Origin of the sequence: Croceitalea dokdonensis DOKDO 023, from assembly GCF_001306415.1 — a bacterium.
Lineage (GTDB): Bacteria > Bacteroidota > Bacteroidia > Flavobacteriales > Flavobacteriaceae > Croceitalea > Croceitalea dokdonensis.
Genome location: NZ_LDJX01000002.1, coordinates 228,993 through 251,019, shown reverse-complemented (window position 1 = coordinate 251,019; position 22,027 = coordinate 228,993). Strand labels below are relative to the sequence as shown.

14 protein-coding genes, 2 tRNA genes and 3 rRNA genes are annotated in these 22,027 nt (G+C 44.3%); 15 read left to right on the top strand and 4 right to left on the bottom strand.

From position 1 onward, the window contains the following. Positions 1-8: 8 nt before the first annotated feature. The 4 genes from I595_RS04645 (at position 9) to rrf (I595_RS17850) (ending at position 4,655) form a co-directional block, all read left to right on the top strand. Positions 9-2,840, top strand: a 23S ribosomal RNA gene (locus I595_RS04645). A gap of 202 nt (positions 2,841-3,042) precedes the next feature. Next, positions 3,043-3,154, top strand: a 5S ribosomal RNA gene (gene rrf, locus I595_RS04640). Between the two features lie 119 nt (positions 3,155-3,273). After that, on the top strand, positions 3,274-4,473 hold the full coding sequence (locus I595_RS04635) for a hypothetical protein (protein ID WP_054558232.1): 1,200 nt from the start codon (positions 3,274-3,276) through the stop codon (positions 4,471-4,473). A 63-nt stretch (positions 4,474-4,536) separates the two neighbouring features. Beyond that, positions 4,537-4,655, top strand: a 5S ribosomal RNA gene (rrf, locus tag I595_RS17850). A gap of 221 nt (positions 4,656-4,876) precedes the next feature. Here the strand turns inward: rrf (I595_RS17850) and I595_RS04630 are convergent. From I595_RS04630 to I595_RS04620, 3 genes are all read right to left on the bottom strand, one after another. Further along, the gene (locus tag I595_RS04630) at positions 4,877-6,343 is read right to left on the bottom strand and encodes a glutamate synthase subunit beta (protein WP_054558231.1); all 1,467 of its coding nucleotides are present in this window, start codon (positions 6,341-6,343) and stop codon (positions 4,877-4,879) included. A gap of 154 nt (positions 6,344-6,497) precedes the next feature. Next, positions 6,498-11,003: a glutamate synthase large subunit gene (gltB, locus tag I595_RS04625; protein WP_054558230.1), complete on the bottom strand. Its 4,506-nt coding sequence runs from the start codon at positions 11,001-11,003 to the stop codon at positions 6,498-6,500. A 297-nt stretch (positions 11,004-11,300) separates the two neighbouring features. Next, positions 11,301-12,443, bottom strand: coding sequence for an acyl-CoA dehydrogenase (locus I595_RS04620; RefSeq protein ID WP_054558672.1), 1,143 nt, complete (start codon positions 12,441-12,443; stop codon positions 11,301-11,303). Between the two features lie 203 nt (positions 12,444-12,646). Between I595_RS04620 and nhaD the strand changes: the two genes are divergently transcribed. The 11 genes from nhaD (at position 12,647) to I595_RS04565 (ending at position 21,420) form a co-directional block, all read left to right on the top strand. Next, positions 12,647-14,023 carry a sodium:proton antiporter NhaD gene (gene nhaD / locus I595_RS04615; RefSeq protein WP_054558229.1) on the top strand — a complete coding sequence of 459 codons (1,377 nt, stop codon included), beginning with the start codon at positions 12,647-12,649 and terminating at the stop codon, positions 14,021-14,023. A gap of 50 nt (positions 14,024-14,073) precedes the next feature. After that, the gene (locus I595_RS04610; protein ID WP_054558228.1) at positions 14,074-14,766 is read left to right on the top strand and encodes a MotA/TolQ/ExbB proton channel family protein; all 693 of its coding nucleotides are present in this window, start codon (positions 14,074-14,076) and stop codon (positions 14,764-14,766) included. Positions 14,767-14,777: 11 nt separating this feature from the next. Then, positions 14,778-15,164 (top strand): ExbD/TolR family protein, encoded by a 387-nt coding sequence (locus tag I595_RS04605; protein WP_054558227.1) that lies wholly within the window; start codon positions 14,778-14,780, stop codon positions 15,162-15,164. Further along, positions 15,164-16,075, top strand: a complete 912-nt coding sequence (locus I595_RS04600; RefSeq protein ID WP_054558226.1) for an energy transducer TonB — start codon at positions 15,164-15,166, stop codon at positions 16,073-16,075. Before I595_RS04605 ends, I595_RS04600 begins: the two co-directional genes overlap by 1 nt. Further along, positions 16,075-17,286: a bifunctional folylpolyglutamate synthase/dihydrofolate synthase gene (locus I595_RS04595; protein WP_054558225.1), complete on the top strand. Its 1,212-nt coding sequence runs from the start codon at positions 16,075-16,077 to the stop codon at positions 17,284-17,286. Before I595_RS04600 ends, I595_RS04595 begins: the two co-directional genes overlap by 1 nt. A gap of 71 nt (positions 17,287-17,357) precedes the next feature. Beyond that, positions 17,358-17,435, top strand: a tRNA-Val gene (locus I595_RS04590). A gap of 119 nt (positions 17,436-17,554) precedes the next feature. Then, positions 17,555-19,276, top strand: a complete 1,722-nt coding sequence (locus I595_RS04585) for a GMC family oxidoreductase (RefSeq protein ID WP_054558224.1) — start codon at positions 17,555-17,557, stop codon at positions 19,274-19,276. 2 nt (positions 19,277-19,278) lie between these two features. Continuing rightward, positions 19,279-19,992 carry a gluconate 2-dehydrogenase subunit 3 family protein gene (locus tag I595_RS04580; RefSeq protein WP_054558223.1) on the top strand — a complete coding sequence of 238 codons (714 nt, stop codon included), beginning with the start codon at positions 19,279-19,281 and terminating at the stop codon, positions 19,990-19,992. Positions 19,993-20,005: 13 nt separating this feature from the next. Then, a complete protein-coding gene (locus I595_RS04575) occupies positions 20,006-20,845 on the top strand; it encodes a sugar phosphate isomerase/epimerase family protein (RefSeq protein WP_083467494.1) in 840 nt (279 codons plus the stop codon). Between the two features lie 61 nt (positions 20,846-20,906). Continuing rightward, positions 20,907-21,317: a 6-pyruvoyl trahydropterin synthase family protein gene (locus I595_RS04570; protein WP_054558222.1), complete on the top strand. Its 411-nt coding sequence runs from the start codon at positions 20,907-20,909 to the stop codon at positions 21,315-21,317. 28 nt (positions 21,318-21,345) lie between these two features. Continuing rightward, positions 21,346-21,420: transfer RNA gene (locus I595_RS04565), tRNA-Val, on the top strand. Positions 21,421-21,585: 165 nt separating this feature from the next. Here I595_RS04565 and I595_RS04560 read toward each other — a convergent pair. Next, complete coding sequence (locus tag I595_RS04560; protein ID WP_054558221.1) at positions 21,586-21,957, bottom strand: thiol-disulfide oxidoreductase DCC family protein; 372 nt, start codon at positions 21,955-21,957, stop codon at positions 21,586-21,588. Positions 21,958-22,027 lie beyond the last annotated feature (70 nt).

Below are 22,027 nucleotides of genomic sequence, written 5' to 3'. Positions count from 1 at the left end.
TGGGAAGTGTGACAAGCAAAAAAAGGGCGTATGGGGAATGCCTAGGCTCTCAGAGGCGAAGAAGGACGTGATAAGCTGCGAAAAGCCACGGGGAACTGCACACAAGTGTTGATCCGTGGATATCCGAATGGGGCAACCCGGCATGTTGAAGGCATGTCATCCGCAAGGAGGCGAACCCGCTGAACTGAAACATCTAAGTAGGCGGAGGAAGAGAAAACAAAAGTGATTCCGTGAGTAGTGGCGAGCGAAAGCGGATTAGCCCAAACCAATGTTGTTTCGGCAACATTGGGGTTGTAGGACCACGACATTCTTTGTACAACGAACTAGAACACTTTGGAAAGAGTGGCCATAGACGGTGATAGCCCGGTATAGGCAAGGCGTATAAAAGATAGTGGTATCCTGAGTAGCGCGGGGCACGTGAAACCCTGTGTGAATCTGGCGGGACCATCCGTCAAGGCTAAATACTCCTGAGAGACCGATAGTGAACCAGTACCGTGAGGGAAAGGTGAAAAGAACCGTGAATAACGGAGTGAAAGAGATCCTGAAACCATACGCCTACAAGCGGTCGGAGCCCATATGGGTGACGGCGTGCCTTTTGCATAATGAGCCTACGAGTTACTTTTACCAGCAAGGTTAAGGTGTTCAGCACCGGAGCCGTAGCGAAAGCGAGTCTGAACAGGGCGCCATAGTTGGTAGTAGTAGACGCGAAACCGTGCGATCTACCCATGGGCAGGTTGAAGCAGTGGTAACACACTGTGGAGGACCGAACCCGTTGACGTTGAAAAGTCTTGGGATGACCTGTGGGTAGGGGTGAAAGGCCAATCAAGCTCGGAAATAGCTCGTACTCCCCGAAATGCATTTAGGTGCAGCGTTGATTTAGTTTTATAGAGGTAGAGCTACTGATTGGATGCGGGGGCTTCACCGCCTACCAATTCCTGACAAACTCCGAATGCTATAAAATGATGATCAGCAGTGAGGGCATGGGTGCTAAGGTCCATGTCCGAGAGGGAAAGAACCCGGACCATCGGCTAAGGTCCCCAAATATGTGCTAAGTTGACAAAACGCGGTGGAACTGCACAGACAGCCAGGATGTTGGCTTGGAAGCAGCCATTCATTTAAAGAGTGCGTAACAGCTCACTGGTCGAGCGGTTCCGCATGGATAATGATCGGGCATAAGCACATTACCGAAGCCATGGCCTTATACGCGAGTATAAGGGGTAGGGGAGCATTGTAGTGCCGCTGAAGGTGTACCTGCGAGGGATGCTGGAGGAGCTACAAACGAAAATGTAGGCATAAGTAACGATAATGCGGGCGAGAAACCCGCACGCCGAAAGACCAAGGTTTCCCCAGCTATGCTAATCAGCTGGGGGTCAGTCGGGACCTAACGCGAACCCGAAAGGGACAGTGGATGGACAACGGGTTAATATTCCCGTACCTGCAATATATTAAAAGTGACGGGGCATCGGAGTTGGTGCGTGCTGACGGAATAGCACGTTGAACCCCGGGAGATCGGGGGATAGTACACCAAGGCCACGGCCGCGGTGACAATCCAGCGTAGATGCCTCCAAGAAAAGCGATTATTGCAGCCCGTACCGTAAACCGACACAGGTGGTTGGGATGAGTATTCTAAGGCGCTCGAGAGATTCATGGCTAAGGAACTAGGCAAAATAGACCCGTAACTTCGGGAGAAGGGTCGCCCCCCTTTGGGGGGGCCGCAGTGAAGAGGTCCAGGCGACTGTTTATCAAAAACACAGGGCTATGCCAATTCGAAAGAAGACGTATATGGCCTGACACCTGCCCGGTGCCGGAAGGTTAAAGGGAGATGTTATCCGTAAGGTGAAGCATTGAACTGAAGCCCCGGTAAACGGCGGCCGTAACTATAACGGTCCTAAGGTAGCGAAATTCCTTGTCGGGTAAGTTCCGACCTGCACGAATGGTGCAACGATCTGGACACTGTCTCGGCCATGAGCTCGGTGAAATTGTAGTATCGGTGAAGATGCCGGTTACCCGCAGTGGGACGAAAAGACCCCGTGCACCTTTACTATAGCTTCGTATTGACCTTGGTCAAACAATGTGTAGGATAGCTGGGAGGCTTTGAAGCTGCGTCGCCAGGCGTGGTGGAGCCATTGTTGAAATACCAGCCTTTGTTTGATCGGGGCCTAACCCTTGCAAAAGGGGACAGTGCGTGGTGGGTAGTTTGACTGGGGTGGTCGCCTCCAAAAGAGTAACGGAGGCTTCTAAAGGTGCCCTCAATACGGTTGGCAATCGTGTGCAGAGTGCAATGGCACAAGGGCGCTTGACTGTGAGACATACAGGTCGAACAGGTAGGAAACTAGAGCATAGTGATCCGGTGGTTCCGCATGGAAGGGCCATCGCTCAAAGGATAAAAGGTACGCCGGGGATAACAGGCTGATCTCCCCCAAGAGCTCATATCGACGGGGGGGTTTGGCACCTCGATGTCGGCTCGTCACATCCTGGGGCTGGAGAAGGTCCCAAGGGTTGGGCTGTTCGCCCATTAAAGTGGCACGCGAGCTGGGTTCAGAACGTCGTGAGACAGTTCGGTCTCTATCTACTGCGGGCGTTAGAAATTTGAGCGGATCTGACCCTAGTACGAGAGGACCGGGTTGGACCGACCGCTGGTGCACCAGTTGTATCGCCAGATGCATCGCTGGGTAGCTATGTCGGGATGGGATAAGCGCTGAAAGCATATAAGCGCGAAACCCGCCGCAAGATGGGATTTCTTTAAAGGACCGTGGGAGATGACCACGTTGATAGGCCGTAGGTGCAAGTGCAGCAATGTACGCAGCCGAGCGGTACTAATTGTCCGTATGCTTGCACACGCCCCTCGGAAGTTCCTTGCAGCTTCCAAGGGCGGTCGTACCACCTTCCACCACTTCAAGTACCTTCTTTCAACAGCTTCGCGAAAACGCGACGTCCCTTTATTATGTCAACAATATTGCAGCTATGCTGCGGTCGATAGTTGATGGTTCTTGGTGGTCGGAAAATCCAACGACCAAGTACCAACAACGGACGACCCAAAATTTAGGTGGCCATGGCAACGGGGCCCACCCCTCCCCATTCCGAACAGGGAAGTTAAGCCCGTTAGCGCCGATGGTACTGCTACACCAAGTGGGAGAGTAGGTCGCCGCCTTCCTCAAAACCCCTTTACTTTTGTAAAGGGGTTTTTTTTTGCTCTTTTCCAAACTACTTTAAAAGAATCCTTGGGAACTGGATAATTCTTTTTGCCTATTTTGAAAGTCTAAAATTATTTTAATGCATACTACTTATTTTACCACAGTTTTTGTTTTTTTTATGTGCTTGTCCTTAACTGCGCAACTTCAATTTAAAAAGGGATACTTTGTTGATAATACGGGGCAACGAACGGACTGTATGGTCAAGGGGTTTAGAAGTGATCATATGGCGGATATTATTGTATACAAAAAGGATGAAGATAGTGATGTGACTGAGAAAATTTTAAAAAGCTCAATTAAGGAGTTAGCAATACATGACGGTCCTAAATACATAAGGGAAACAGTGGAGCTGGCTCTAAACTCTGAATCAACTACAGACGGTATTCCCAAGTATAAAGCAGTAAACTTGGTATTACGTGTTCTTTTAGAAAGCGATGAAGGAAATCTTTTTAGCTACAAACCAAAGGGAGCGAAAGAGATTTATTTTTTCAAATCAAAATTAAGTGATGGGATTAAGCAACTGGTGTATTTTGAATATAGTGCAAACCAAAGGTCCGTACAAAAAAATAACGAGTACAAGAATCAATTAATTCAATTGGTTTATTGTGAGGCCATATCATTAAAAGAATATGAGCAAGTAGCCTACGACCAGAAAGAACTACTATTGTTTTTCGAGAAGTATAACGAATGTCAGGGCAAACCAAGTAAAATCTATAGCAGTAAGGATGTTGGTAGAGGTTTTAATTTAAAATTACTTCTTGGTACTTCATTCGCTAATTTTAAGGCAGACCAACCAGATAGTGATCGAGCAGATGTAAGTTATGTATTGAAACCTAATGTGAGTTTGGGTATTGAAGGGGAATATTTTTTTAGTGGTTTGAAAAATAAATGGTCTTTTATTTCAACTTTAAACTATGAGGAGTTTACTTCATTAACTGAAAATACTCCAAAGGATGATGATGTAGCGACTTTGGATTTAGGGTCCAATATCAGCGCAGGGCTTGCAGGTCGTCATTATTTTTATTTTAATAAAAAAAATACATTATTCTTTGAACTGGGACTAAGGTTAAACAATTTTAATAACGCATTTTTGACTTTCGAAAAAAGATTAGGCTCCCCAGTTCAGAATCACATCGGAATCCATTTTGGAACTGGTGTAGAAATGAACAGAGTGGGTTTGCGCGCTCACTTTTTTACTGCTCAATCCTCACTGCCAGTAGGGCTTTGGGATACCAGTTATACGGGTATTAATTTAAGCTTGTCGTATAGGCTTTGGGATTAACCTAAAGGATATCCCCTTATTCTATGTATAGCCATTGTTAATCCTATTTTTTATGGATAGCTAGATTTTGGTTTTGCAAAGAGATGATTCTAAACCGCCCTCCCCATTCCGAACAGGGAAGTTAAGCCCTTTAGCGCCGATGGTACTGCTACACCAAGTGGGAGAGTAGGTCGCCGCCTTCCTCAAAAACCCCTTTACTTTTGTAAAGGGGTTTTTTAGTTTACACATGGATATCGGTAATCAATAAACTGGCAAATGCAACAGGACAACCTTGGGCATATTAGGATAGCAATTGCTTAGTGTTCAATTTTGGCGGTACAAGTTGCCAAGTGTAATTATGCTTCTTTACAATTGGTAGCATTTCGTACTGGTTGATTTGCTTATGAAAGAAAGTCAACGGTGCTTACACTCTGGGCAAATCACCATCTCCTTTTAAGGGAAGTTTTGATGTTCCCATCAAATAGGCATCAACATGGTGTGCGGCTTGCCTTCCTTCGGAAATGGCCCAAACAATCAGTGATTGTCCTCGCCTTTGATCTCCTGCCACAAAAACCCCATCTACATTAGTGGCATAATTCTTTTCTGATGCTTTTATATTGGTCCTTGTGTCCATCTCCAGTCCAAATTGTTGAGCTAATGTAGTTTCTGAACCTGTAAAACCCAAGGCCAGCAATGCCAATTCACACTTCCACTCTTTTTCGGTGCCCGGTATTTCCCTTAAAACAGGACGTTTTCCAGGTATTTGCTCCCATTCAACCTCCGTGGTTATCAAACTCTTTAGATTTCCATTCTCATCGCCCAAAAACTTTTTTGTAGAAATACTAAAAAAACGTTCCGCGCCTTCTTTGTGTGAAGAGCTGGTGCGTAAACGCATGGGCCAAAAGGGCCATGGCTGGTTTTCTGGACGTTCTGTTGTGGCCATTGGCATAATTTCAAAATTGGATACAGAAGTTGCTCCTTGTCTAATGGAGGTTCCTATACAATCAGATCCAGTATCACCGCCGCCTATCACCACCACGTCTTTATCGGTTGCCAGTATTTCTTCCCCTAAGTTTTTTTGACCCGCAACCCTACGATTGTTTTGCGGTAAAAAGTCCATGGCCTGCACCACTCCTTTGAGGTCAGAGCCCGGGATGGGTAACGCTCTCCTCACGGTTGCACCACCACAAAGCACAATGGCATCGTATTCTTTTTGCAACTCTTCAGCGGTGATATCCTTACCTACATGAATTCCGGTTTTAAAACGAATTCCTTCTGCGGCAAGTACCTGTAATCGTCTGTCAATAACTTCCTTTTCCATCTTAAAATCTGGAATGCCATACCGCAAAAGACCCCCGGCTTTTTCGTCCCGTTCAAATACGGTAACTAGGTGTCCGGCCCTGTTTAATTGTTGGGCTGCGGCAAGGCCAGCTGGTCCAGATCCTATTATGGCTATCTTCTTATCAGTTCTGTTCAACGGTGGGTTAGGTTGTATCCATCCGTTTTTGAAGGCGGTTTCCACAATATTTTTTTCAATATTTTCTATGGAAACTGGATCTTCATTAATTCCTAGAACGCAAGCTTCCTCACAAGGCGCAGGACACAACCTTCCCGTAAATTCTGGAAAATTATTGGTAGCGTGCAATATTTTGGTCGCTTTTTCCCATTTGCCCTTATAAACCGCATCATTAAAATCTGGAATTAGATTACCCAAAGGGCAGCCACTGTGGCAAAACGGAATACCACAATCCATACAACGGGCACCTTGTTCTTTAAGTTCTTTTTCCTTTAGTGGTTTGGTAAACTCCTTGTAGTTTTTTACCCGTTCCTCTGGGGCGATGTAGGCCTCGTCCTTACGTTCAAACTCTAAAAATCCTGTTACTTTTCCCATGATCTTGCTCTAATAATTTTGATTAACCGCCCAATTGTCCATCTGGCCTGTTTTTTCAATGTTTAGTTGAAGGCAACACGTATTTGTTTTATTGGCTTGTTGCTTCACCTATTACAATTTGTCAATCCTTACACCCAAAACGTTTCTGTAACCATTAGGCCACTTCAATTTTTTCACTTTCCAAGCGTATCAGTGCTTGTCTGTATTCCTCTGGGAACACTTTAACGAACCTTGGAAGGCAATTTTCCCAATCCTCAAGAATACGCTGCGCCAATGGGCTCATGGTGGTGTTGTAGTGGTTCTCTATAAGCGCTCTTAGCTCTTTGATATCATAATCCTCCTCTACCTTTAAAAGATTTAAAGACTCTGTGTTGCAATGGTTCTTAAAGGTATTGTTCTTGTCGAACACATACGCAATTCCGCCGCTCATTCCTGCACCAAAATTTCTACCGACCTCTCCAAGGATTACGGCGACCCCTCCTGTCATATACTCACAGCCATGGTCCCCAATTCCTTCTACAACCGCCTTAGCACCGGAATTTCTGACACAGAACCGTTCTCCGGCTTTTCCGTTAATGTATGCCTCCCCAGAGGTGGCGCCGTAAAGCGTAACATTTCCGGTAATGACGTTTTCTTCTGGCTGTATGGTGGACTTTCCAGGCACTTTTATCACAAGTTTTGCTCCGGACAAGCCCTTGCCAAGGTAATCATTGGTGTTGCCATTGACTATCATGGTGAGTCCTTTGGTGGCGAAAGCTCCAAAACTCTGTCCGGCTGCGCCCGTGAAATTTAATTTCAGCGTGTTTTCCGGAAGACCGTCTGCGCCATAGATTTTTGAAATTTCGTTACTAATAATAGCACCAACCGCCCTGTCCGTATTGTGGATGGGAAAATCCAAGGTTGTTTTCTCCTTTCTAAATAAGGCTGGATGCGCCTTTGCAATGATGTCAAATTCAATGGAATCTTCTATATGATGTTCTTGTTTTTCCGTGTTATGGAATTTCGTACCCTCGGGAACATCAACTTGGTATAGGATAGGGGTAAGGTCAATGCCAGCGGACTTGTAGTGGTCTATGGCTTTTTTTCTATCCAACTTTTGAACTTGCCCCACCATTTCGTCAACGGTCTTAAATCCAAGCTTAGCCATGATTTCCCGTAGCTCTTGAGCTACAAAATACATATAGTTCACCACATGTTCTGGTTTGCCCTTAAATTTTTTCCGCAATTCTGGATTTTGGGTGGCGATACCAACGGGGCAAGTATTTAAATGGCAAACCCGCATCATAATACATCCAGAGGCCACTAAGGGCGCAGTTGCAAAACCAAACTCTTCTGCCCCCAATAAACAAGCAACGGCAACGTCACGGCCTGTTTTTAATTGCCCGTCACATTCCAAGACAATGCGATTTCTTAGGTCATTTAAAACCAAGGTTTGTTGTGCTTCTGCAATACCCAATTCCCAAGGGAGTCCGGCATGTTTTAAGGAGGTAAGGGGCGATGCACCCGTACCGCCGTCAAAACCGGAGATAAGCACCACATCTGCTTTGGCTTTGGCCACACCGGCTGCAACGGTACCAACACCAACTTCAGAAACCAGTTTTACATTGATTCTAGCTTCCCGGTTGGCAGATTTTAAATCAAAGATCAGCTGAGACAAATCCTCAATAGAATAAATATCATGGTGCGGTGGGGGAGAAATCAACCCAACATAAGGAGTTGAGTTTCTGGTCTTGGCGATATCTGGATTCACCTTTGGCCCAGGGAGCTGTCCCCCTTCACCAGGCTTTGCTCCTTGCGCCATTTTTATTTGAATTTCCTGTGCGTTCGTCAAATAGTTGGAGGTGACGCCAAAGCGGCCGGATGCCACTTGCTTGATAGCGCTATTTCTCCAATCGCCAGACTGGTTTTTATAAAAACGTTCTGCATCTTCCCCACCTTCGCCAGAATTGCTCTTTCCTCCAATACGGTTCATGGCTATGGCAAGATTTTCATGGGCCTCCTTGCTGATACTTCCATAGGACATGGCACCAGTTTTGAATCTTTTGACGATTTCTGTCCATGGTTCTACCTCTTCCAAAGGAATAGGGTCATAATTAGAAAACTCAAACAAGCCCCTGATGGTCATCAAATTTTTGGATTGCTCATTTACCAACTGTGCGTATTCCGCATATGTTGTTTTCTCATTGCTCCGGACCGCTTTTTGGAGCTTGGCAATGCTCAACGGGTTAAACATATGCTTTTCTCCATCCCTTCTCCAGCGGTATTCCCCACCAATTTCCATCTCTAGCGAAGCGTCCACCGTTTTTTGGTCAAATGCCTTATGGTGCCTTTTGGCTATTTCTTTCTCTATTTCATAAAGTCCGATACCTTGGATACGCGTAGGGGTATTTGGGAAATAGGTTTCTACCACCTTGGAATTAATGCCAATGCACTCAAACAACTGGGAGCCACGGTAAGAATTTAGGGTAGATATCCCTATTTTGTTCATTACCTTAAGGATACCTTTGCCAACCGCCTTATTGTAGTTTTTTATGGCCTCATCAAAAGAAACATCGGTGATGTCGTTTTCCTCTATTTGCTGACCTATAATTTCATTGACCAAGTAAGGATTTATAGCACTTGCGCCAAAACCAAATAGTAGTGCAAAATGATGAACTTCACGGGGTTCTGCGGATTCTATGATGATGCTTAGCCTAGATCGTTTGCCCAGTTTGCGCAGACCACTATTCACATAGGAACAAGAGAGCAAGGCAGGTATCGCCGCCATTTCCAAACTTACCATCCTATCAGAAAGGATGATGATATTGGAGCCAGAATCCACGGCATTGGAAGCTTGTTTTAAAATAGAGGCCAAAGCCTCTTCCAATCCGTTGTGGCCTTTGGAAATTTCGTAAAGGGTAGAGATGGAGGTTACCTTATAATCTGGACTTACATCGTAGTTTTTAATTTTATCCAAATCTTCTTTGGAAATCACCGGATTTTGAATTTTGAGCTTTCTGCAATGAAGTTCATTAAATTCAAAAATGTTATGGTCGCTGCCCAAGGTTAGGCTAATGTCCGTAATCAATTCTTCCCTAATTCCATCAAGGGGTGGATTGGTGACCTGCGCAAACAACTGCTTAAAGTAGTTGTAGATTAGCTGTGGCCTCTCTGACAACACTGCAATTGGCGTGTCTGAACCCATGGAACCAATGGGTTCTTTGCCAGTTTTGGCCATGGGCATGATAATGGTGTTAATGTCTTCTTGGGTATAACCAAAGGCACAACGTCTGGTTTCCAACGGAAATTCACCAAAGAACACAGGACAGTCATTGTACGGAATATCCCTAAGGTGCACTAGGTTGTCCTTAAGCCATTTTTTGTAGGGATGTTTTTTGGCGATGGTTTCCTTCAACTCTTCGTCGTTAACTATACGCCCTTCTTCCATGTTTACCAAAAACATTTTTCCAGGTTCTAACCGGCCATGGTATTCAATATCCTCTGGGGCTATGTCCACTACTCCCGTTTCTGAAGACATAATTACGTAGCCCTGTTTGGTCACGGAGTACCTAGAAGGACGTAAGCCATTTCTATCCAAAACAGCCCCAATATAGTTGCCATCCGTAAAAGGTATGGATGCCGGGCCGTCCCAAGGTTCCATTAGACATGAGTTGTACTCATAAAATGCCCTTTTGTTCTCGGACATCTCTGGATTTTTTTCCCAAGCCTCCGGGACAAGCATCATCATAACCTCGGGTAACGAACGGCCTGTCATTAGCAGCAGCTCCACCACCATGTCCATACTGGCCGAATCTGATTTTCCTGGGAGTACGGTAGGTAGGATGGTTTTGATTTCATCCCCAAACCAATCGCTGGCCAACAGTTCTTCCCTGGAGTGCATTCTGGCAATGTTTCCCCTAAGGGTATTAATTTCTCCATTATGGCACATGTACCTAAATGGTTGTGCCAAATCCCAGGTAGGAAAGGTATTGGTGGAAAATCTTTGGTGTACCAGCGCAAGTCTGGTCACCACCCTAGGGTCCAAAAGGTCTGTGTAATACCTGCTGATATCAATGGGTACCAACAAGCCTTTAAAAATGATTATTTTTTGTGAGAGGCTTGGAATATAAAAAAATTGGCTCTGTGAGAGTTTGGACGCTATAATTTCATGTTCGGTAACCTTTCTGGCAATAAATAGCTTTAGGTTGAATTGAAAATAATCCAAGGAGTCTTTTGGGGCAATGAAGACCTGTTTAACAAAGGGTTCCGTTTCGGCTGCAATTCTTCCGGGCACGGACTTATCCACTGGAACATCGCGCCATCCCAATAATTTTAAGCCTTGCGCTTCAATGTGGTTTTCAAAAGTGGTGATACAAAACTCCCTTTGGTTTTCCTTTTGGGGAAGGAATACGTTGCCTACTGCATATGTGCCAGCTTCTGGTAGCTCAAAACTACAGGAGTTTTTAAAGAAGTCATGGGGAATGTCGATAAGTATTCCAGCACCATCACCCGTTTTTCCGTCGGAGCTTACCGCGCCCCTATGCTCCAGTTTATCAAGGATTTCCAAAGCCTTGTGAATGATATCGTTGGACTTTTTTCCTTCAAGGCTGCAGATAAAACCGGCACCACAGTTGTCGTGCTCAAATTCTGGAAGGTATAAACCTTGTTTTTCTGGTTTCATAATTATGACATTTACTCAAAAATATCATAATCAATGATAATAATTCAACGAAAATGAATCAATCCAACAAAAATAACAAGGAAAGTGATAATGCGTTAAAAAAACTACATTATACAAATGAACCATTGTCCATTTTGAGGATATGGTAATTACCCTACCTAAAAAGTTTCATAGGAAGCTTTTGAGGTAGCCAGAGGGGTTCTTTAGGTAGCTAAGTCCCGTCCAGAGCATGAAATTTGAGGCTATCTCTGGCAAAAAACTAATTTTTTGACCATACACCCCCATAAAAAGTGGGGGTTAGTTTTTTAAAATGCTTCTTGAGATAACAATTTTCTGAATTTCGGAGGTTCCCTCGTAAATCTGGGTAATTTTTGCGTCCCTCATCAGCCGCTCCACATGATAGTCTTTTACAAAACCATTGCCCCCGTGGATTTGTACCGCTTCGGTCGCTACTTCCATAGCGGTTTCCGCCGCGTATAATTTAGCCATGGCACCAGATAGGGTATAATCCTTGCCGTTATCCTTATCCCAAGCCGCTTGGTATACCAGATGCCTTGCGGCTTGGATTTTGGTATGCATATCGGCCAGTTTAAACGCAATGGCTTGGTGGTTGCATATTTCCGTGCCAAACGCTTTACGCTCTTTGGAATACTTTAAAGCCAGCTCATAAGCACCAGCTGCAATACCAAGCGCTTGTGCAGCAATGCCAATACGGCCTCCCGCTAGCGTTTTCATCGCAAATTTAAACCCGAAACCGTCTTCACCAATTCTATTTTCCTTGGGTACCTTAACGTCATTAAACAACAAGGAGTGTGTATCGCTACTCCTGATGCCCATTTTGTTTTCTTTTGGGCCAATTTCAAAACCATCTGTCCCCTTTTCCACGATAAGGGCATTGATTCCTTTGTGGCCTTTTTCAACATCGGTCTGTGCAATGACCAAATATACCTCTGCCGAATTGCCGTTGGTAATCCAGTTTTTTGTTCCATTAATAAGGTAATGGTCTCCTTTGTCAATAGCGGTGGTTTTTTGGGAAGTGGCGTCGCTCCCGGCTTCTGGCTCAGACAAGCAAAAGGCTCCAATGATTTCTCCGGTTGCCAACCTACTGAGGTATTTTTCCTTTTGGGCCTCCGTACCAAATGTTTCCAAGCCCCAGCATACCAAAGAATTGTTAACGGAAACGATTACCGAGGAAGAGGCGTCAATTTTGGAAAGTTCTTCCATCACCAGCACGTAGGATAGGGTGTCCAAACCGCTTCCACCATATTTGGAATCCACCATCATCCCCATAAATCCCAGTTCGGCCATTTTTTTCACCTGTTCTTTTGGGAACGCTTGTGCGTCGTCACGTTCAATTATTCCTGGTAAAAGTTCGTTTTGGGCAAAGTCCTTTGCTGCCTGTTGCACCATTTGCTGCTCTTCTGTAAGGGTGAAATCCATAAAATTGAGAATTGAGTAAAAAACCATTGCAAAGATAAGTCTTTGTTGCGGATTGTTTAAGAATATTGGACGAATGGAAACAATTGTGAAATCCATCAAAAAAGGATACGCAGATTGGGAGTTATTTTCCTAATCCTTATATTTAGCGTCCAATGTTTTTGAGAAAGGAATAATTCCAACGTAAGAACGAAACCAACTAATTCATGGAAACTATATTGATCATTGTCTTTTTGGCCGGATATTTGGCCATCACCTTAGAGCATAATCTTAAAATTGACAAACTGATACCTGCCTTGGCTATGATGGCCATTCTGTGGGCGTTGATTTCCTTTGGTATTGATGGCTTTGATTCATGGTTCGATTCTACCAAACACGCCTTAATAGATGGCTTTGGCCTTATGGGACATGAAGAAAAAATGCACCTTGTAGAGGAGACGTTATTGCACCATTTAGGGAAGACCGCTGAGATTTTGGTATTTCTTTTAGGGGCAATGACCATTGTGGAGATTATAGATTATTTTGATGGTTTTGCCACTATAAAGGGTTTCATCAAAACAAAAAGTAAGCGAAAACTACTTTGGTTATTTTCCATTTTGGCGTTTATACTGTCTGCCATTATTGATAACCTTACCGCTACCATTGTATTGGTCACCATTTTACAGAAAGTAATTAAAGAGCGTGAGACCCGGTTGTGGTTCGCAGGCCTTATTATTATCAATGCCAATGCCGGTGGGGCTTGGTCCCCTATTGGTGACGTGACCACAACAATGCTTTGGATTGCGAACAAGGTAAGTGCCTACCAATTGGTGTTGCATGTCTTTATTCCCTCGGTGGTATGTATGGTGGTGCCAACGATTGTGGCCAGTAGGTTTAAAGCTTTCTCCGGACAATTGGCACTAGATCCCGATGGCACGGTAGAGCCATCCAAGTCTAAATACGGGGCCACCATGCTTTATTTAGGTTTGGGAGCCATTGTATTTGTGCCATTCTTCAAGACCATTACGCATTTGCCTCCCTATGTGGGAATGATGCTTTCCTTGGCAGTTGTTGCAACTTTTGCAGAAATTTACAGTAATGCCAAATTTGCCATTAGCTCCGCTATTGATGATGAGCACCATGCGTCTGCACATCACAGTCCAGTGCATGCGGCCTTAACCAAAATAGAGTTGCCCAGTATTCTTTTCTTTTTGGGGATTCTGTTGGCCGTAGCCGCCTTGGAATCCTTGGGTATCCTTTTTAACTATGCTGAAGTCCTTAAAACGGCCATACCCAACACAGATATTGTGGTATTGCTTTTGGGGATAGGTTCTGCCGTAATAGACAATGTTCCTTTGGTTGCAGCAAGTATGGGCATGTTTTCCGAGCCCATGGATAGTCCGTTGTGGCATTTTATTGCCTATTCCGCCGGTACAGGTGGTAGTATGCTCATTATTGGTTCTGCAGCTGGGGTTGTTGCCATGGGTATGGAAAAAATTGACTTCTTCTGGTATTTAAAGAAAATTGCTTGGTTGGCCTTTATTGGTTTTATAGCGGGAGGACTAGTTTTTATAGCCCTTAGAGATTTAGTCCTAAACGTATAATTTTATAGGTAAATCTCCGTTATATGAGCAATTCAAATTGGGGATAACATATGATTTTATTTCAAGACCAAGGGGTTTCTGAAGATTTGGCGGAAACACTATCCGAAGAAAAGACACTTTCTGTTGTAGATTTAGTGCTCAACGGGGGTGCTGCAAGTACTATTATTGTAGTGGTGCTTTTTGTCCTTTTGTTTGTGGCACTCTACATTTATTTTGAGCGCACCTTTGCCATTAATGCCGCATCAAAAATTGACAAGAATTTTATGAACCAAATTCGTGACCATGTCATGAATGGAAAGTTGGAGGCCGCCAAACTACTTTGCGCCCAAACGGACTCGCCCGTAGCCAGGTTGACCGAGAAAGGGGTGTCCCGCATAGGAAAACCCTTGGACGACATTAACACCGCCATAGAAAATGCAGGCACATTGGAGGTCTATAAACTTGAAAAAAACGTCAACATTTTAGCAACCGTAGCCGGTGCCGCCCCCATGATCGGGTTTTTGGGGACAGTTATAGGGATGATACTTGCCTTTCATCAAATGGCCACCAGTGGAGGCCAGGCAGAAATGGGTTCTTTGGCCTCAGGTATTTACACGGCAATGACAACGACGGTTGCAGGATTAATTGTGGGTATCATAGCGTACATAGGGTACAATCATTTGGTGAACAGGACGGATAAGGTGGTTCATAAAATGGAGGCAAATGCCGTGGAGTTTTTAGATTTACTGAACGAGCCAATTTAGTCTGGAGAACTATGAAATTAAAGGGTAGGAATAAGGTAAGTCCGGATTTTAGTATGTCCTCCATGACGGACATAGTATTTTTGTTGTTGGTGTTTTTTATGCTAACGGCAAACGCTCCCAACGCTTTAGATCTGTTACTTCCTAAAGCCAAAGGCAAGTCTACCAATACCCAGAACGTATCGGTAACTATTGATAAGAATTTAAAATACTACGTTAATAGTCAACAAATTAACGCGGAATACATTGAAATTGAATTAAAAAAAGCATTAGAAGGTCAGGATAAACCTACCATTATTCTTAGGGCAGAAGAGAGCGTTGCCATTAAAGAGGCAGTAAACGTAATGGACATAGCCAACCAGAATAACTATAAGGTAATCTTGGCTGTGCGGCCCAAATAATGTCCTTCTTAAATACGAGACACAAGAAAAAATCCTTTACGCTTACAACACTTCTGTTAAGCGTGCTATTGCTATTGTTATTTTATATTGGGTTAACCTATATGGACCCGCCAGAGGAAAATGGTATTGCCATAAATTTTGGTACCATGGAATTTGGGAGTGGAAGCCAACAACCCAAGGAAAGGATTAAATCTACCCCATTAAATCTGCCCAAACCGCCCAATGAACCAGAAAGCACAAGGCAGGTAGAAGAGGATATAGTTCCGGAAACCACTTCAAAACAAGAGACCGAGGCAACGCCCCAACCTACGGAAAAGGTACTTACGCAGGAAAGTGAGGAATCTATTAGGATAAGACAGCAACAAGAAGCCAAAAGGAAAGCGGAAGCCGCCGAGCAAAAAGCAAAGGCCGAGGCCGAACGAAAAGAACGCCAAAAACAGGAGGCAGCAGAACAACTACGTAAGGAGCAGGAGGCTAAAAAGAGAAAGCTTGATGCCATGATGGGCGGTATAGGCAAATCTGACGGAACAGCATCCGGGAGTGAGGGTGATGATTCCCAAGCTGGAGACAAGGGAAGCCCGCAAGGTAATCCCTATGCAACCAGTTATTACGGTGATCCCGGAAGTGGAACCGGCACAGGTAGTTATGGACTCAATGGAAGGGCCCTGGTAAGTAAGGGTAAGGTGGTACAAGAATGTAATCAAGACGGACGCGTAGTAGTACGTATCACAGTAGATAGAAATGGTAGGGTAATCAAAGCCGAACCCGGGGTAAGGGGCACCACTAACAATGCACCATGTTTGTTGGAACCTGCTAAAAAAACCGCATTAATGCACAAATGGAACTTGGATTCCAATGCACCTTCACAACAAATAGGCTATGTGGTGGTCAACTTTAAACTTGGGCAGTAGTGGGTTATAAGAAAACGCTGCAATGGATGTTTGCCCAACTACCCATGTATCAAAAAAAAGGCAGACAGGCCTATAGTGGCAAGCTGGAAACCATACAGGAATTTACTGCATACCTAGATGATCCCCAGCATAAATTCAAGAGCATTCATGTGGCGGGAACCAATGGCAAAGGTTCTTGTTCCCATATGTTGTCTTCCGTATTGCAAGAAGCAGGTTATTCCGTGGGCTTGTATACCTCTCCCCATTTAAAGGATTTTAGGGAACGCATAAAAATCAACGGAGCTAAAGTGCCAAAGGCTTACGTGTTGGATTTTGTGCAAGAACATCAGGAGTATATTGCCTCTCACCATTTGTCTTTTTTTGAGATGACCGTGGCTATGGCCTTTACTTATTTTGCCAGGCAGCAGGTAGATATCGCGGTGGTGGAAGTTGGTCTTGGTGGTCGTCTGGACTCTACCAATATCATCACCCCGGAAATCTGTTTAATTACCAATATTGGCTATGACCACCAAAGCATTCTGGGAAATACCTTGGAAAAAATTGCCCTGGAAAAAGCAGGTATCATAAAGCCCAATGTTCCCGTAATTATCAGTGAATACCATAAAACCACAGCACCCATCTTTAACATTATCGCAACGCAGAAACGAGCCAAAATTGTATTTGCAGAAGATGAGGTCCAACAACAGTATCAAACGGATTTACTGGGAGCCTACCAACAAAAGAACATAAAAGGGGTTGTAACGTGTATCAAACATTTAAAAGGTTTTCAAATTACGGAGCAACAGCTTAAGCTTGGGTTGCAAGGTGTGGTGAAAAATACGGGCTTGTTGGGAAGATGGCAAATCTTGTCGGAGGAGCCAAAAATTATATGTGACACGGCCCATAATAAGGAAGGGCTTTCAGAGGTGTTGCGTCAGCTAAAAAATGAGCCATTTAAAAGCTTGCATGTTGTCCTAGGCTTTGTTAATGACAAGGACGTAGAACAATTGCTTTCCTTGTTTCCCCGGGCTGCCACGTATTACTTTGTAAAACCCAAGGTCCCCCGTGGAATGGACCTAAAGTCCCTAAAAAACTTGGCAGCTGCCCAAAAACTTCGGGGAAAGACATATGATTCCGTAAAAAAAGGGCTTAAAGCCGCCAAGGAATCTGCGGATAAAGGGGACATTATCTATGTTGGGGGCAGTACTTTTGTGGTGGCTGAGGTGGTCTGATTTTTTTCTATTTTTTTCTTGTCGGTAACAAAAAAATGGTGCTATATTTGCACTCCTCATTTGAGAAAATGGGGCGCTTAGCTCAGTTGGTTCAGAGCACCTCGTTTACACCGAGGGGGTCGGGGGTTCGAATCCCTCAGCGCCCACCAAACAACCTGATGTTTTTGCATCAGGTTTTTTTTATGCCCAATTTTTAGGTTTTAGTATTTTTTTATCGGTTTACGTGCAGTTTTGATTAATTTAAAGCGGAAAACAAATCGATTATAACATGCAAATCATAGAATCCCCAGAAATATACGATGTTATCATTGTAGGTTCTGGTGCAGGTGGCGGTATGGCTACCAAACAATTGGCAGATGCAGGTTTTAATGTGGCCGTTGTGGAGGCAGGCCCTTACTTTGATCCTGCTGACCCCAAGACCATGACACAATTAAAATGGCCTTATGAGTCGCCCAGAAGAGGGGCCAACACAGACCGTGCCTTTGGGGAGTGGGACATGTCCTATGGGGACTGGGAGGTAGAGGGAGAGCCTTACACCCATGTAGAAGGAACGGAATTTAAATGGTGGCGTTCCAGAATGCTGGGTGGGCGCACCAATCACTGGGGTAGGATTTCCCTACGTTTTGGCCCCAAGGACTTTAAAGGAAAGACCCGGGATGGTTATGGGGAGGATTGGCCCATTGGCTATGAGGATGTAAAGCCCTATTATGATAAGTTAGATAAGTTGATCGGTGTGTTTGGTACAAACGAAGGTTTGGAAAACGACCCCGATGGCTTTTTTCTCCCCCCGCCAAAGCCAAGACTGCACGAATTGTTTTATATCAATGGAGCTAAAAAGGCGGGTATTCCTGTGATACCTTCCAGAATGTCCATGCTTACCAAAAGAATAAACAAGGACCGGGGAGTTTGCTTTTATTGTGGTCAATGTTCCAGATCTTGCTCTGTGTATGCAGATTTTTCATCGGGCAGTTGCTTAATTTTTCCGGCGCAGAAAAGTGGAGGCAAAGTAAAATTATATGTAAACGCCATGGTGCGGGAAGTCACTACCAATGCAGAGGGCAAGGCAACAGGAGTGTCCTATGTGAATAAGGAAGATAGGAAAGAGTACAAACTACGGGCAAAGGTAGTGGTGCTGGCCGCTTCTGCCTGCAGTTCTGCACGTATCCTTTTAAATTCCAAAAGTGGGCAACATCCCAATGGGCTTGGAAATAGCAGCAATCTGGTGGGCAAATACCTGCATGATTCTACCGGCTCCAGTGCTGCTGGTTTTATCCCTGCGCTCATGAACCGTGATATTTCCTATAATGAAGATGGTGTTGGCGGTATGCATGTGTATTCTCCGTGGTGGGGAGACAATACCAAGCTGGATTTTCCAAGAGGGTATCATATTGAGGTCTGGGGAGGTATCGGACAGCCTAATTATGGTTTTGGTTTTAACCCCAATGATTTTAACAAGTTTTTCGGACTTAGGGTCGGGGGATATGGAGATAGTCTAAGAGAGGATGTAAAAAAATATTATGGCTGCGTCATTGGTTTTGGAGGCCGCGGGGAAGGCATCGCCAGAAAAGAGAACTATTGTGAAATTGACCCAACCACCGTGGATCAATATGGGATTCCAGTGTTGAAATTTAACTACAAATGGTCAGATCTGGAAAAACGGCAGGCCAAGCACATGCAGGATACTTTTGAGGAAATTATCCACAACATGGGCGGGCATTACCTAGGGGAAAAGCCAGGTAAGGAGAAAAATTATGGATTAAACGCCCCCGGGGAAATTATCCATGAAGTGGGCACCACCAGGATGGGAAATGACCCAAAGACTTCGGTAACCAATAAATTTCAACAATTGCACGATGTGGACAATGTTTTTATAGTAGATGCCGGGCCATTTGTTTCGCAGGCCGATAAAAATTGTACATGGACCATTCTTGCGTTATCCATGCGGGCATCGGATTATATCATTCAACAGCTCAAGCAGCAAAGTATTTAATTATGGATAGGAGAAAAAGCATACAGACCATTATTTTGGGTGCGGGTGCCTCTGCGCTTGCTTTTCATGGTTGCCAAACAGACGTCAATAAGAGTGGAGCAGCCGCAGTACAGCCAGACCCCAACTATTTTGGACGTACCCCCAAGGAATTGGAACGCATTGAGGAGTTACATGCAAAACAATTGTTCAATGCCCACGAGATGGAAACGATTGCGGTATTGAGCACGGTTATATTACCGCCCAATGAACCGCATGGTGGCCCTATTGAGGCGCAGGTCCCAGAATTTATAGAATTTATGGGAAAGGATATTCCTGAATTGGAAACTACGCTCTTAGGCGGTTTAATGTGGTTAGATCATAAAAGTAATACCGAATTTGGTGTGGCCTTTAAATCCGCAAGTCTAGAACAACAAAAGGAAATTTGTGATCAAATTTGTTGGCATGACCCGGAAATCCCGCTAGACAAACAACCTTTGGAAATCCAGTTCTTTGCGCTGATGCGGAATCTAACGGTGTCCGGGTATTATACCTCCAAAGTAGGTATTGCAGATTTAGGCTATAAGGGTAATATGCCCAATATTTGGGACGGTGTTCCAGAAGAGGTGTTAAAACAGCATGGCGTGGCCTATGATCCGGAATGGATTGCTAAATGTGTAGATCAGAGCAAAAGACATATTGTGGCCCAATGGGATGATGATGGGAACCTATTAACCTAAAGATAACGTAAGCATGGGAAAATTATCCTGTTTAATGCTATGTGCACTGCTTATTTCTTCCTGCGGAGAAGATGATGGTGTGGACCAATCCGTTGGGGTGCAGCTATACAGTTTTAGAAACCAATTTAAAGAAGATGCACCAGCCATGTTCCAACAATTAAAAGCGTGGGGAATTACAAGTATTGAAGGCGGTGTGGACACCTATGGCCTGTCGCAGGAAGAGTTTGTACGGTTGCTTGTAGAGAATAACCTACAGGTAGTGAGTGCGGATGCAAGTTTTGAGGAAATACGGGATAATCCGGAACGTGTGGCAAAGAGGGCCAAAAGCTTTGGCGCCAGTTATGTCATGTGTGCTTGGATACCTCATGATGGGGATGATTATACCCTTGAGGACAACCAAAACGCCACCCAAGTCTTTAATAGTGCCGGAAAGTTTTTTAGAAGCCAAGGCCTTAATTTGGTATACCATCCTCACGGCTATGAATTTCGTCCATATGGTGAGGGTACCTTATTTGATGATATGGCCAAGAAGGCTGTACATTTTGATTTTGAAATGGATGTCTATTGGGTAGTACATGGCGGGGAAGATCCTATGCTTTTATTTGATAGATACCCTGATAAGTTTAAGCTTATGCATTTAAAGGATATGAAAAAAGGTACTGTGGGCAATCTTACCGGTCATGGTGATGTGGAGGACAATGTCACTTTGGGGACAGGGATGATTGATATTAAGGCCTTGGCCTTATGGGGGAAAGAGCTGGGGGTTACCCATTTTTTTCTTGAGGATGAGTCCTCTAGGAGTGTTGAGCAGGTGGGTAAGAGCCTGGAATTTATCAAAAAAGAGGTTTTTTAACAAGGGCGATGCTAGGTGGGAGCCTTTTTTTTGAATTAAATTTGCCGCACATTACGGAGGTATGATAGCAACTATTTGCAGAAAAGCACATTTTAACGCGGCACATCGTTTACATAATCCCAACTGGAGCGATGAGAAAAATCTACACGTTTTTGGTAAGTGCAACAGTCCACATTATCACGGCCATAATTTTGACCTAGAAGTGAGGATCAAAGGGGAGGTTGATCCAGATACCGGATTTGTGATGGATTTGGCTGTTTTGGGAAAGCTGATAAAAGAAGAGGTAGAGCTTCGTTTTGACCATAAAAACCTAAATGAAGACTGCCCAGAGTTTAAAGACATCTTGCCCTCAACCGAATATTTTGTAAAAATTATCTATGATATTTTAAAGCCAAAGTTGGATAAGGCCCAGCAATTACATATTACACTGCACGAAACCCAAAAGAATTCTGCAGAATATGGAGATTGGTAACATTTTTACGATATTGCGGCATCTTATTGGAGTATTAGCTCAGTTGGTTTAGAGCGCTGCCTTGACAGGGCAGAGGTCACTGGTTCGAATCCAGTATACTCCACTGGTTCCCCCGAGGCGTCGGGGCAGTATACTCCACTGGTTCCCCCGAGGCGTCGGGGAAGTTTACTTCAACACAAAGTTTTCTGCACATCTTGCCCAGAATATTTTAGATTCTAGATACGGATGCTATTGGGTGTTAGAATTCAATATGCACACTTGTCGTGGCCTAAACACCGATGGTACAAGATTTTGATTTTCCGAACCAGCGCACCCTGTTCTTTGATGCGGCATTGTAAATCACATCCCTAAATATCCTTGGGATAAAAGCCAATAAGGTTGCAACCAAGCGGTATTTTGGAATGTATCCCAGTATTTTCAGGAATCCATCGGAATGGGTGTACGCTCCTGTTTCGTCCACCAAAATCACCGTGGTGAGTTGGTCTTGGGGAAATCCAAAGGTGCGCAGTAGTTTTTTACCGTATGGGGACTGAAAAGCCACAAACTCAAAGGTGTCCTTTGGGGTAAGTGGCCACAACCAGGCTACCACTCCATTGCAAAGATTGCATTCCCCGTCAAAAATGATACTATGTTTCTCCATGCTTTAAGATTATGGAGCTTAGTTCGTAAAATGTTTCCTATGATTTCAATTAGAACGTAATCTTTAGAAA

What these genes read in the sequence shown, in the direction of transcription:
- I595_RS04635 (WP_054558232.1), top strand. Translation starts at nt 3,274, where the DNA reads ATGCATACTACTTATTTTACCACAGTTTTTGTTTTTTTTATGTGCTTG.
- I595_RS04630 (WP_054558231.1), bottom strand. Translation starts at nt 6,343, where the DNA reads ATGGGAAAAGTAACAGGATTTTTAGAGTTTGAACGTAAGGACGAGGCC.
- gltB (WP_054558230.1), bottom strand. Translation starts at nt 11,003, where the DNA reads ATGAAACCAGAAAAACAAGGTTTATACCTTCCAGAATTTGAGCACGAC.
- I595_RS04620 (WP_054558672.1), bottom strand. Translation starts at nt 12,443, where the DNA reads ATGGATTTCACCCTTACAGAAGAGCAGCAAATGGTGCAACAGGCAGCA.
- nhaD (WP_054558229.1), top strand. Translation starts at nt 12,647, where the DNA reads ATGGAAACTATATTGATCATTGTCTTTTTGGCCGGATATTTGGCCATC.
- I595_RS04610 (WP_054558228.1), top strand. Translation starts at nt 14,074, where the DNA reads ATGATTTTATTTCAAGACCAAGGGGTTTCTGAAGATTTGGCGGAAACA.
- I595_RS04605 (WP_054558227.1), top strand. Translation starts at nt 14,778, where the DNA reads ATGAAATTAAAGGGTAGGAATAAGGTAAGTCCGGATTTTAGTATGTCC.
- I595_RS04600 (WP_054558226.1), top strand. Translation starts at nt 15,164, where the DNA reads ATGTCCTTCTTAAATACGAGACACAAGAAAAAATCCTTTACGCTTACA.
- I595_RS04585 (WP_054558224.1), top strand. Translation starts at nt 17,555, where the DNA reads ATGCAAATCATAGAATCCCCAGAAATATACGATGTTATCATTGTAGGT.
- I595_RS04580 (WP_054558223.1), top strand. Translation starts at nt 19,279, where the DNA reads ATGGATAGGAGAAAAAGCATACAGACCATTATTTTGGGTGCGGGTGCC.
- I595_RS04575 (WP_083467494.1), top strand. Translation starts at nt 20,006, where the DNA reads ATGGGAAAATTATCCTGTTTAATGCTATGTGCACTGCTTATTTCTTCC.
- I595_RS04570 (WP_054558222.1), top strand. Translation starts at nt 20,907, where the DNA reads ATGATAGCAACTATTTGCAGAAAAGCACATTTTAACGCGGCACATCGT.
- I595_RS04560 (WP_054558221.1), bottom strand. Translation starts at nt 21,957, where the DNA reads ATGGAGAAACATAGTATCATTTTTGACGGGGAATGCAATCTTTGCAAT.